11 protein-coding genes are annotated in these 12,248 nt (G+C 69.1%); 9 read left to right on the forward strand and 2 right to left on the reverse strand.

The window, feature by feature from the left end; all coding sequences use genetic code 11:
* The first annotated feature begins 78 nt into the window (after window positions 1-78).
* The 6 genes from eccD (at window position 79) to ACFY8U_RS26030 (ending at window position 7,144) form a co-directional block, all read left to right on the forward strand.
* The gene (eccD, locus tag ACFY8U_RS26005; protein WP_361603440.1) at window positions 79-1,554 is read left to right on the forward strand and encodes a type VII secretion integral membrane protein EccD; all 1,476 of its coding nucleotides are present in this window, start codon (window positions 79-81) and stop codon (window positions 1,552-1,554) included.
* 192 nt (window positions 1,555-1,746) lie between these two features.
* Complete coding sequence (gene rpsO / locus ACFY8U_RS26010) at window positions 1,747-2,037, forward strand: 30S ribosomal protein S15 (protein ID WP_331917982.1); 291 nt, start codon at window positions 1,747-1,749, stop codon at window positions 2,035-2,037.
* Window positions 2,038-2,317: 280 nt separating this feature from the next.
* Window positions 2,318-4,540 (forward strand): polyribonucleotide nucleotidyltransferase, encoded by a 2,223-nt coding sequence (locus ACFY8U_RS26015; protein WP_389574114.1) that lies wholly within the window; start codon window positions 2,318-2,320, stop codon window positions 4,538-4,540.
* Complete coding sequence (locus ACFY8U_RS26020; RefSeq protein ID WP_389574117.1) at window positions 4,537-5,916, forward strand: M16 family metallopeptidase; 1,380 nt, start codon at window positions 4,537-4,539, stop codon at window positions 5,914-5,916. The genes ACFY8U_RS26015 and ACFY8U_RS26020 overlap by 4 nt, the downstream gene beginning before the upstream one ends.
* Window positions 5,917-5,933: 17 nt before the next feature.
* A complete protein-coding gene (gene dapB / locus ACFY8U_RS26025) occupies window positions 5,934-6,686 on the forward strand; it encodes a 4-hydroxy-tetrahydrodipicolinate reductase (protein WP_389574120.1) in 753 nt (250 codons plus the stop codon).
* Between the two features lie 5 nt (window positions 6,687-6,691).
* Window positions 6,692-7,144, forward strand: coding sequence for a hypothetical protein (locus ACFY8U_RS26030; RefSeq protein WP_389574123.1), 453 nt, complete (start codon window positions 6,692-6,694; stop codon window positions 7,142-7,144).
* A 26-nt stretch (window positions 7,145-7,170) separates the two neighbouring features.
* Here ACFY8U_RS26030 and ACFY8U_RS26035 read toward each other — a convergent pair whose 3' ends face one another.
* Entirely contained in the window at window positions 7,171-7,734 is a 564-nt protein-coding gene (locus ACFY8U_RS26035; RefSeq protein WP_389574126.1) for a hypothetical protein, read from the reverse strand.
* 94 nt (window positions 7,735-7,828) lie between these two features.
* Complete coding sequence (locus ACFY8U_RS26040; protein ID WP_389574128.1) at window positions 7,829-8,068, reverse strand: hypothetical protein; 240 nt, start codon at window positions 8,066-8,068, stop codon at window positions 7,829-7,831.
* Window positions 8,069-8,255: 187 nt separating this feature from the next.
* On the opposite strand from ACFY8U_RS26040, the gene thyX reads away from it, so the two are divergent.
* The 3 genes from thyX to ACFY8U_RS26055 all read left to right on the forward strand — a co-directional run bounded on the left by thyX (window position 8,256) and on the right by ACFY8U_RS26055 (window position 11,880).
* Window positions 8,256-8,996, forward strand: a complete 741-nt coding sequence (gene thyX, locus ACFY8U_RS26045; protein WP_361603420.1) for an FAD-dependent thymidylate synthase — start codon at window positions 8,256-8,258, stop codon at window positions 8,994-8,996.
* A 178-nt stretch (window positions 8,997-9,174) separates the two neighbouring features.
* Entirely contained in the window at window positions 9,175-10,074 is a 900-nt protein-coding gene (gene dapA, locus ACFY8U_RS26050) for a 4-hydroxy-tetrahydrodipicolinate synthase (protein WP_361603417.1), read from the forward strand.
* A gap of 120 nt (window positions 10,075-10,194) precedes the next feature.
* The gene (locus ACFY8U_RS26055; RefSeq protein ID WP_361603414.1) at window positions 10,195-11,880 is read left to right on the forward strand and encodes a ribonuclease J; all 1,686 of its coding nucleotides are present in this window, start codon (window positions 10,195-10,197) and stop codon (window positions 11,878-11,880) included.
* The last annotated feature ends 368 nt before the right edge of the window (window positions 11,881-12,248 follow it).

A 12,248-nucleotide genomic window follows, 5' to 3' on the forward strand; every position in this document is an offset into this window, starting at 1 on the left:
ACTTGCAGGCACCTCCACCGGTCCCCGGTAGGGTGGCGCGCGCACTGTGCGCAACCGCGAATCAGGGGGTCCAGACACGTGAGTACGACCGCAGCGACCGGCTTCTGCCGTGTCACCGTCGTGGCGCCGGACAGTCGTATCGACGTCGCGCTCCCGGAGGACATCGCCGTGGCCGACGTCTACCCCGAGATCCTGCGGCTCACCGGTCAGACCCAGTCCGCCGGCACCCCCACCGGCTACCACCTCGTCCGGCGTGACGGCTCGGTCCTCGACGGGTCGCGCACCCTCGCCGCCCAGCAGGTCCTCGACGGCGAGGTCCTCTCGCTGCGGCCGTTCGCGCAGTCGCTGCCGCCCGCCGTCTTCGACGACGTCTCCGACGCCGTCGCCTCCGCCGTCACCCGCGACCGGCACCTGTGGAGCGACGACCTGCTGCGCGGGGCCGGACTCGTCGGCGGAGTGCTGCTGTTGGTCCTGCTGGGCTTCGTCCTCTGGTTCGCCGACCCCGTGCGCCACGACATGCACAGCCTCCCCGGTGTCGTCGCCGGCGCCGCGGGCGTCCTGCTGACCGCCTTCGCCGGGGTACGGGCCCGTGTCTACGGCGACCGAGCCACCGCCGTCGCCCTCGGCCTCGGCGCCCTCCCGCTCCTGCTCATCGCCGGCTCCGGCATCGTCGGACCCGACGCCGGCCACGGCCCCGGGCGCCTGCAGTTCCTGCTCGGCTGCGTGACGGTGCTGGTCGCCTCGGTCACCCTGGTCGCGCTCACCCCCAGCGGCGACGCTCCCTTCGTCGCGGCGACCTTCCTCGCCACCGTCGGCACCCTCGCCACCTTCCTGGCGATCGTCTCCGAGTCCTCGGCCACCGAGACGGCCTCCGTCTGCGCCCCGGTCGCCGTCGGCCTGGTCGCCTTCCTGCCCGGGCTCTCCGCCCGCTTCGCCCGGCTGCCCATCGGTTACGCCTCCCCGCGCAGCGCCCCCGACGACGAGTTCCACGCCGACCCGAACCGCACCGCCGACGAGGCCCAGCCCGTCGACGGCGAGCGCATCGCCCTCCAGGCCCGGCGCGGCCACGAGATGCTCCTCGGCCTCGTCGGCGGCTGCGCCGCCGTCGTCGTCGGCTCCGCCGCGGTCCTCGGCTTCGCCGGGAACGTCTGGGGCCAGCTCCTCGCCCTCGCCGCCGGCCTCGCGATGCTCCTGCGCGCCCGGCTCTTCCGCTACACCTCGCAGGTCGCCTGCGTCCTGGTCGCCGGTATCGCCGCGATCGCCCTGCTGATCCTCGGCCTCTCCCTGAACCCGCCGGCCGACCTGGTCAAGGACCTGCTGATCTACGGGGACCGCGGCGGCCTGGACATCCGTACGATCTGGCTCACCGCCGCCGTCGCCGCGGGCGCCGCCCTGGTCACCGCGATCGGCCTGATCATCCCGAGGAAGGGCCTCTCGCCCTTCTGGGGCCGCTTCCTCGACCTGACCGAGGGCTTCGTCCTGCTCTCCCTCGTTCCGCTCTGTCTGGCAGTCCTGGACGTCTTCATGGCAGCCCGCTCCCTCACCAGCAAGTAAGGGGCATCCCGCCACCTGGTACGCTGTGTCACGGCCGTTTGTGTACGCGCTCCCGGACATGCCCGAATCCATGGATTCACCGGATTCTCTGGGAGCTGCGCTCATCGGACCTTCGCCTCCGAGTCACGGAAGCTCCCCTGAGACCAAGACCAGGGGCACTCGTGGGCGCACGAACAACCAGAGGAGTACCGAGTGTCTCTCGACGCCGCTACGAAGAAGCAGATTTTCGCCGAGTTCGGCCAGAAGGAGGGCGACACCGGCTCCCCCGAGGTTCAGGTCGCGATGCTCTCCCGCCGCATCTCGGACCTGACCGAGCACCTCAAGCAGCACAAGCACGACCACCACTCCCGTCGTGGTCTGCTGATCCTGGTCGGCCAGCGTCGCCGCCTGCTGCAGTACCTGGCCAAGAAGGACATCCAGCGCTTCCGTACCCTGGTCGACCGCCTCGGCATCCGCCGCGGTGCGGCCGGCGGTGCCAAGTAAGGACGCCGTGAAGGGAGCGGTTCCCACTTTTAGGGGGCCGCTCCCTTTGCTGTACGTGCGCGATGTACCGACCGGCACTTAGTCTGGTCACACAACGCCACATTCAAGAGCGAGAGGCCGCCGGCACGCCGCCGGTCCTCGGTAGTGGCCCCCGGACCCCACAATCCCGGGTGCTTCGATCGAAGACCGGCCTGCATCCGAAGGCGCGCTTCTCCTCCACCACCGTCCCCGGCCACACGGGCCGACGGACGAAAAGACGAACACGTAGGAGAAACCGCTAGTGGAGAACGAGACCCACTACGCCGAGGCCGTCATCGACAACGGCACCTTCGGCACCCGCACCATCCGCTTCGAGACGGGCCGCCTGGCCAAGCAGGCCGCCGGCTCCGCCGTGGCGTACCTGGACGACGACACGATGGTCCTTTCGGCCACCACCGCGTCCAAGAAGCCCAAGGACCAGCTCGACTTCTTCCCCCTCACGGTGGACGTCGAAGAGCGGATGTACGCGGCCGGCAAGATCCCCGGCTCCTTCTTCCGCCGGGAAGGCCGCCCCTCCGAGGACGCCGTCCTCACCTGCCGCCTGATCGACCGCCCGCTGCGCCCCTCCTTCAAGAAGGGCCTGCGCAACGAGATCCAGATCGTCGAGACGATCATGGCGCTCAACCCCGACCACCTCTACGACGTGGTCGCCATCAACGCCGCCTCCTGCTCCACGCAGCTGGCCGGCCTGCCCTTCTCCGGCCCGATCGGCGGCACCCGTGTCGCCCTGATCAACGGCCAGTGGGTCGCGTTCCCGACGCACACCGAGCTCGAGGACGCCGTCTTCGACATGGTCGTCGCCGGTCGCGTCCTGGAGGACGGCGACGTCGCGATCATGATGGTCGAGGCCGAGGCCACCGAGAAGACCATCGAGCTCGTCAAGGGCGGCGCCGAGGCGCCGACCGAGGAGGTCGTCGCCGCCGGTCTCGAGGCCGCGAAGCCCTTCATCAAGGTCCTCTGCAAGGCCCAGTCGGACCTCGCCGCCAAGGCTGCCAAGCCCACCGGCGAGTTCCCGGTCTTCCTCGACTACCAGGACGACGTCCTGGAGGCGCTCACCGCCGCGGTCAGGAGCGAGCTCGCCCAGGCGCTCACCATCGCCGGCAAGCAGGAGCGCGAGGCCGAGCTCGACCGCGTCAAGGAGCTCGCCGCCGAGAAGCTTCTCCCGGCCTTCGAGGGCCGAGAGAAGGAGATCTCCGGTGCCTACCGCGCGCTGACCAAGAAGCTGGTCCGCGAGCGGATCATCAAGGACAAGGTCCGCATCGACGGCCGCGGGATCACGGACATCCGTACCCTCGCCGCCGAGGTCGAGGCCATCCCGCGCGTGCACGGCTCGGCGCTGTTCGAGCGTGGCGAGACCCAGATCCTGGGCGTCACCACCCTCAACATGCTCCGCATGGAGCAGCAGCTGGACACCCTCTCCCCGGTGACCCGCAAGCGCTACATGCACAACTACAACTTCCCGCCGTACTCCGTCGGTGAGACCGGCCGCGTGGGCTCGCCCAAGCGCCGCGAGATCGGCCACGGCGCGCTCGCCGAGCGCGCCATCGTGCCGGTGCTGCCGACGCGCGAGGAGTTCCCGTACGCGATCCGTCAGGTGTCCGAGGCCCTCGGCTCCAACGGCTCGACGTCCATGGGCTCGGTCTGCGCCTCCACCATGTCGCTGCTGAACGCCGGTGTGCCGCTGAAGGCCCCCGTCGCCGGTATCGCCATGGGCCTGATCTCCGAGGAGATCGACGGCAAGACCCACTACGTCGCCCTCACCGACATCCTCGGTGCGGAGGACGCCTTCGGCGACATGGACTTCAAGGTCGCCGGTACGAAGACCTTCGTCACCGCGCTCCAGCTCGACACCAAGCTCGACGGCATCCCCGCCTCGGTCCTGGCCGCCGCGCTGAAGCAGGCCCGTGACGCGCGTCTGCACATCCTCGACGTGATGAACGAGGCGATCGACGTTCCGGACGAGATGTCCCCGAACGCGCCGCGCATCATCACCGTCAAGATCCCGGTGGACAAGATCGGTGAGGTCATCGGCCCCAAGGGCAAGATGATCAACCAGATCCAGGAGGACACCGGCGCCGACATCACGATCGAGGACGACGGCACGATCTACATCGGTGCCGCCCAGGGCTCGCAGGCCGAGGCCGCCCGCGCCACGATCAACGGCATCGCCAACCCGACCATGCCGGAGGTCGGCGAGCGCTACCTGGGTACGGTCGTCAAGACCACCACCTTCGGTGCCTTCGTCTCCCTGATGCCCGGCAAGGACGGCCTGCTGCACATCTCGCAGATCCGCAAGCTCGCCGGTGGCAAGCGCGTGGAGAACGTCGAGGACGTGCTCGCGGTCGGCGCCAAGGTCCAGGTCGAGATCGCCGAGATCGACCAGCGCGGCAAGCTCTCCCTCGTGCCCGTCATGGCGGACGAGGACGCTGCCGCGGAGGACGCGAAGGACGACACCGACCAGTGACGTCCCGTAGTTCCGTGACGACGGCCCGCCCCTCTTCGGAGGGGCGGGCCGTCGCCCGTACCCAAACGCTTCTCCCGGGCAGGGACGGCATCGGCACGGTCCGCCGCACCACTCTCCCCGGCGGTCTGCGGATCGTCACCGAGACCCTTCCCTCCGTGCGCTCCGCCACCTTCGGCATCTGGGCGCACGTCGGCTCGCGCGACGAGACGCCCACACTCAACGGCGCCACGCACTACCTGGAGCACCTCCTCTTCAAGGGCACGAAGCGACGCAGTGCCCTCGACATCTCCTCCGCGCTCGACGCGGTCGGCGGAGAGATGAACGCCTTCACGGCGAAGGAGTTCACCTGCTACTACGCGCGGGTGCTCGACACCGACCTGCCGCTCGCCATCGACGTGGTCTGCGACATGCTGACCGGCTCGCTGATCCTCGAAGAGGACGTCGACGCCGAGCGCGGCGTCATCCTCGAAGAGATCGCGATGACCGAGGACGACCCGGGCGACGTCGTGCACGACCTGTTCGCGCAGACCATGTTCGGCGACACCCCGCTGGGCCGCCCGGTCCTCGGCACGGTCGACACCATCAACGCCCTCGACCGCGGCCGGATCGCCCGCTTCTACAAGAAGCACTACGACCCGACCCACCTGGTCGTCGCCGCCGCGGGCAACATCGACCACGCGACCGTCGTACGCCAGGTCCGCCGCGCCTTCGAGAAGGCGGGCGCCCTCTCCCGTACGGACGCCGTCCCCGTCGCCCCGCGCGACGGCCGGCGCACGATCCGCACCGCGGGTGCCGTCGAGGTCCTGGGCCGCAAGACCGAGCAGGCCCATGTCGTCCTCGGCATGCCGGGCCTCGCCCGCACCGACGAGCGCCGCTGGGCCCTCGGCGTGCTGAACACGGCCCTCGGCGGCGGCATGTCCTCCCGCCTCTTCCAGGAGGTCCGCGAGAAGCGCGGCCTGGCCTACAGCGTGTACTCGTACACCTCCGGCTTCGCCGACTGCGGCCTGTTCGGGGTGTACGCGGGCTGCCGCCCCAACCAGGTCCACGACGTGCTGAAGATCTGCCGCGACGAGCTCGACAAGGTCGCCTCCGACGGGCTGACCGACGACGAGATCGCCCGCGCCATCGGCCAGCTCTCCGGCTCGACCGTCCTCGGCCTGGAGGACACGGGCGCGCTGATGAACCGCATCGGCAAGAGCGAGCTGTGCTGGGGCACCCAGATGTCGGTCGACGACATGCTGGGCCGGATCGCCGCCGTCACCCCGGACGAGGTCCGCGAGGTCGCCCGTGATGTGCTCGGACAGCGGCCCTCGCTGTCCGCCATAGGGCCGCTGAAGGACAAGCAGGCGGCTCGCCTGCACGAATCCGTCTCCTAGAAGGAGTTCAGAGAGCAATGAGCAAGCTGCGCGTGGCGGTTGTCGGATCCAAGGGCCGGATCGGCTCCGAGGCCGTACGGGCCGTCGAGGCCGCCGAGGACATGGAACTGGTCGCGGCGCTCGGCCGCGGCGACAAGCTGGAGACGCTCACCGAGGCGGGCGCCCAGGTCGTGGTCGAACTGACCACCCCGGACTCCGTGATGGGCAACCTCGACTTCTGCGTACGCCACGGCATCCACGCCGTCGTCGGTACGACCGGCTGGACCGAGGACCGCCTCGCGCAGCTGAACACCTGGCTCGCCGCCTCCCCGGAGACCGGCGTCCTGATCGCCCCGAACTTCTCCATCGGCGCCGTGCTGACCATGAAGTTCGCCCAGATCGCGGCCCCGTACTTCGAGTCCGTCGAGGTCGTCGAGCTGCACCACCCGAACAAGGTGGACGCCCCCAGCGGCACCGCCACCCGTACCGCCCAGCTGATCGCCGCCGCCCGTGCCGAGGCCGGCCTCGGCGCCCAGCCGGACGCGACCGCCACCGCCCTGGACGGGGCGCGCGGCGCGGACGTCGACGGCGTCCCGGTGCACGCCGTACGGCTCCGGGGCCTGCTGGCCCACCAGGAGGTGCTGCTCGGCGGCGAGGGCGAGACCCTGACGATCCGTCACGACTCGCTGCACCACTCCAGCTTCATGCCGGGCATCCTCCTGGGCGCCCGCCGTGTCGTCTCCACCCCGGGCCTCACCTTCGGCCTGGAACACTTCCTGGACCTGGGCTGACGGCCATGGGTGGAAAGATCACGTACGTCTTCCTCGCCACCGTCCTCGTCCTCGTCTTCGGCGTGGTGGCGATGGAGGGCGTCCTGCTGCTGCTGACCGGCGAGCCCATCGCCATGGCCATGGGCGGAGTCGCGTTCCTGCTGCCCTGCGTGGGCGGCTGGTTCCTCTGGAAGAACACCGCCTTCGCGCGGAACGCGCAGCGGCTCGCCCGCGAGCTGGAGGCCGAAGGCGGCCTGCCGGTGGACGAGTTGAAGCGCACGGCCGGCGGCCGTATCGACCGGGAATCGGCCGACGAGGTCTTCGCGCGGCGGCGTGCCGAGACCGAGGACTCCCCGGGCGACTGGCGCTGCTGGTTCCGGCTCGCGGTCGCCTATCACGACGCCCGCGACACCCCGCGCGCCCGCAAGGCCATGCAGCGCGCGATCGCCCTGCACGCCGGCCGTACGGTCGGCGCGTAGGGCTCCGAGGGGGCTGTAGCGGCGGCTCAGCGCGCGGGTGCCGGCACGACCCCGTACTCGGCGTTCCACGCCTCGACGGTGTCCGCCGCGCGGTCGAACGCCTCGATACGGGAGAGGAAGTCGGCGTTGTGGTCGGTGAGCAGAGCGATCTGCTCACCACCCTGCCGTCCCAGAATCAGGGCCTGGCCCTGCACGGTCCTGGGCAGCCCCAGCCACCGCACGGGCTGCTGCGCCGTACGCACCTGCGTCACGCGGGTCCATGCCACCGTGGTGGTGGAGAAGAAGCCGACCTTGCGCACGCCGTGCCGGCTCACCCAGGTACCCACCCGCAGCATCCGCAGCGCGGCGAGGATGATCAGGGCCGCCAGGGCGAAAGTGACGACGGCACCGCTCATCGCGCCGGCGGCGACGATGATCACCGCGGCGAAGAGCACGAACGACGCGAGCAGCAGCGCGAGCGCCGCCGCCCCGACGCGCCAGGGGCCGGGCCGGTAGGGCCGACGCCACTGGTCGTGGTCGTCGAACGGCAGCGCGACGTCGTCGTCGGTCGCGTCAAAAGCGCGGTCGGCCGTCAGAAAAGGCAGGGGCACGACTGATCCTCACTCACAAGCACGCTCGAAGGGGCTGTGCCCGGTGAGGCTACCCAGGTGGTCTCGACCGGGCCACCTCAGGGGGCCGTTCTGATCAGCGGCCGTCGGAGGCTTCGGACTGCTGCCGGTGCCCGTCGGCCGCCCCCGACTGCATGGACGGCATTCCGAAGAGCAGCGACCCGACGAGACCGGCCACGACGGTCAGCCCGACCAGCGTACGGCCCGCGACCTCGGAGACGCTCGGACGCTCCCTGGGCGGCGGAGTGACGTTACTGCGGAAGCGGTCGGCCTCAGCGACGAACGTGAACGGGACGGCCTCTCGCCGGCGGAACATCAGGGCCACTCTCCTCGAACTCGTGTGGTGCGGTGTCACGGATACAGACGATCAAAGTCATCGTTCGGTGCCCGAATTCCCCGAATTGACCAAACAATGTCCCTCGGGTGGGTGTGGGAGCCCGCTGTCAGTGGCTCCCCGTAGAGTGGGCGCCGCCCGAGCGACGCACTTTGGAAGGACCCCGCCGGTGACCGACACCCCCGCAGCAGACCTCAAGCCCAGCTTCCGCAGCGATGTGACCGTCGAGCTGGTGAAGCACAGCGCCGCCGACTCGGACGTGCTGTGGGCGGCGCGCGTCTCCACGGCGGGTGAGCAGTCGCTCGAAGAGCTGCAGAAGGACCCCGAGCGGTCCAAGGGGCTCATCAACTACCTGATGCGGGACCGGCACGGCAGCCCCTTCGAGCACAACTCGATGACCTTCTTCATCAGCGCCCCGATCTTCGTCTTCCGCGAGTTCATGCGGCACCGCGTCGGCTGGTCGTACAACGAGGAATCGGGCCGCTACAGGGAGCTGGAGCCGGTCTTCTACGTCCCCGACGCCTCCCGCAAGCTCGTCCAGGAAGGCCGCCCCGGCAAGTACGTCTTCGTCGAGGGCACCGAGGCTCAGCAGGAGCTGACCGGCCGCGCCATGGAGGCCTCGTACATCCAGGCGTACGCGGCGTACCAGGAGATGCTCGCCGCGGGTGTCGCCCGCGAGGTCGCCCGCTCGGTGCTCCCCGTCGGTCTCTTCTCCTCGATGTACGCCACGTGCAACGCGCGCTCGCTGATGCACTTCCTCGGCCTGCGCACCCAGCATGAGCTGGCCAAGGTGCCGTCCTTCCCGCAGCGTGAGATCGAGATGGTCGGCGAGAAGATGGAGCAGCACTGGGCACAGCTCATGCCGCTCACGTACGACGCGTTCAACAAGAACGGCCGTGTGGCCCCATAAAGCACAGATGTACGACCACGTCACGCGAAGTGTCCGTATTGCGACGTTTCACGAAGTTCATCTAGGCTGATCAAACGGACCCGGCACTGCTTGAACCCCCGAGCAGGCAGTGCCGGGCTCCCTTTCTCACGTCCCCCGAGGGGACACCGGGCGATGAGCAGCGAGTAGCGTGTTACCCATGGCTCCGATCTCCACTCCGCAGACCCCCTTCGGGAGGGTCCTCACCGCCATGGTCACGCCCTTCACGGCTGACGGCGCACTCGACCTCGACGGTGCCCAGCGACTCGCCGCCCATCTGGTGGACGCGGGCAACGACGGCCTCGTCATCAACGGCACCACCGGCGAGTCCCCGACCACCAGCGACGCGGAGAAATCGGAGCTGGTACGAGCGGTACTGGAGGCGGTGGGCGACCGCGCCCACGTCGTCGCCGGCATCGGCACCAACGACACCCACCACTCCATCGAGCTGGCCCGCACCGCCGAGCGCGACGGCGCCCACGGCCTCCTCGCCGTCACGCCGTACTACAACAAGCCCCCGCAGGAGGGCCTGCACCGGCACTTCTCGGCCATCGCGGACGCCACCGGCCTCCCGGTCATGCTCTACGACATCCCGGGCCGCAGCGGTGTCCCCATCGACACCGAGACACTCGTCCGGCTCGCCGAGCACCCCCGGATCGTCGCCAACAAGGACGCCAAGGGCGACCTCGGCCGCGCCAGCTGGGCCATCGCCCGATCCGGCCTCGCCTGGTACTCCGGCGACGACATGCTCAACCTGCCGCTGCTCTCCGTGGGCGCCTGCGGCTTCGTCTCCGTCGTCGGCCACGTCGTGACGCCCGAGCTCCGCGCCCTCCTGGACGCCCACCTGAACGGTGAGGTCCAGAAGGCCACCGAGATCCACCAGCGGCTCCTGCCGATCTACACGGGCATGTTCCGCACGCAGGGCGTCATGACCACCAAGGCCGCCCTCGCCCTCCAGGGCCTCCCGGCCGGCCCCCTGCGCCTGCCCCTCGTGGAGCTCTCGCCGGAGGAGACCGCCCAGCTCAAGATCGATCTCGCCGCCGGCGGGGTAGAGCTGTAACTACAGACTTCACAACTGAATATCCGATCGACGAACGATCGACTGACAACAGCAAGTGCACGAATGTCATGCGCGCCACGTGCCCAAGCGGTACGTGGCGCGTGTGGTGAGGAGAGTCTTTTGAGTCATCCGCATCCTGAACTCGGCGCCCCGCCGAAGCTGCCCAAGGGTGGCCTGCGCGTCATCCCGCTCGGCGGGCTCGGTGAGATCGGCCGCAACATGACGGTCTTCGAATACGAAGGCCGGCTGCTGATCGTCGACTGCGGCGTCCTCTTCCCCGAGGAGGAGCAGCCGGGCATCGACCTGATCCTGCCCGACTTCACCATCATCAAGGACCGCCTCGACGAGGTCGAAGGGATCGTGCTCACGCACGGCCACGAGGACCACATCGGCGCCGTCCCCTACCTGCTCCGGCTCAAGCCGGACATCCCGCTCATCGGCTCCAAGCTGACGCTCGCGCTGATCGAGGCGAAGCTGCAGGAGCACCGGATCCGTCCGTACACCCTCGAGGTGTCCGAGGGCGACCGGGAGAACCTGGGTCCCTTCGACTGCGAGTTCATCGCGGTCAACCACTCCATCCCGGACGCGCTCGCGGTCGCCATCCGCACCCCCGCGGGCATGGCCGTCGCCACCGGCGACTTCAAGATGGACCAGCTCCCGATGGACGGCCGGCTCACCGACCTCCACGCGTTCGCGCGGCTCAGCGAGGAGGGCATCGACCTTCTGCTGTCCGACTCGACGAACGCCGAGGTCCCGGGCTTCGTCCCGCCGGAGAAGGACATCTCCAACGTCCTGCGGAACGTCTTCGCCAACGCCCCGAAGCGCATCATCGTGGCCAGCTTCGCCAGCCACGTGCACCGCATCCAGCAGATCCTCGACGCGGCGCACGAGTACGGCCGCCGCGTGGCCTTCGTCGGCCGCTCGATGGTCCGCAACATGGGCATCGCGCGCGACCTGGGCTATCTCCGCGTCCCGGCCGGCCTGGTCGTGGACGTGAAGACCCTGGACGACCTCCCGGACGACGAGGTCGTGCTCGTCTGTACGGGCTCCCAGGGCGAGCCCATGGCCGCGCTGTCCCGGATGGCCAACCGCGACCACCAGATCCGGATCGTCCAGGGCGACACCGTGATCCTGGCGTCGTCGCTCATCCCGGGCAACGAGAACGCGGTCTACCGCGTGATCAACGGCCTGACCCGCTGGGGCGCCAACGTCGTCCACAAGGGCAACGCCAAGGTCCACGTCTCGGGTCACGCCTCGGCCGGCGAGCTGCTGTACTTCTACAACATCTGCAAGCCGAAGAACCTGATGCCGGTCCACGGCGAATGGCGCCACCTGCGCGCCAACGCCGAGCTCGGTGCGATGACGGGCGTCCCCAAGGACCACATCGTCATCGCCGAGGACGGCGTCGTGGTCGACCTGGTCGACGGCAAGGCCAGGATCGTGGGCAAGGTCCAGGCGGGTTACGTCTACGTCGACGGCCTCTCGGTCGGCGACGTCACCGAGACCCACCTGAAGGACCGCCGGATCCTGGGCGACGAGGGCATCATCTCGGTCTTCGTCGTCGTCGACGCCTCGACCGGCAAGATCGTCAGCGGGCCGAACATCCACGCCCGTGGCTCCGGCATCGAGGACTCGGCGTTCGACGCAGTGGTCCCGAAGGTCGAGCAGGCCCTGAACAAGTCGGCCCAGGACGGCGTCGTCGAGCCCCACCAGCTCCAGCAGCTGATCCGCCGCTCGGTCGGCAAGTGGGTCTCGGACACCTACCGCCGGCGCCCGATGATCCTCCCGGTGGTCGTGGAGGTCTGAGGGGACGGCCTGACCAGGGCCTGACCAGCGCCAACTGAGAGCGGGGCGCCTCGATTTGCATCGAGGCGCCCCGCTCCAGTACGTTTACGGCTCCGCCAGCAAGGGAAACCCCGACACCTTCGTGTGTCCGGATGGATGACCGAGCTGGGCGGGAAATCCGACTCAGAACTTCTGATAAAGTCGGATCAACGCCGGAAAGCAGATCGGGAAAACCGAAAAGCCGGAAAGCACCGAGGAAATCGGATCGGAAAGATCTGATAGAGTCGGAAACGCAAGACCGAAGGGAAAAGCCCGGAGGAAAGCCCGAGAGGGTGAGTACGAAGGAAGCGTCCGTTCCTTGAGAACTCAACAGCGTGCCAAAAATCAAC

Origin of the sequence: Streptomyces sp. NPDC012508 (assembly GCF_042902595.1) — a bacterium.
Classification (GTDB): Bacteria; Actinomycetota; Actinomycetes; order Streptomycetales; family Streptomycetaceae; genus Streptomyces.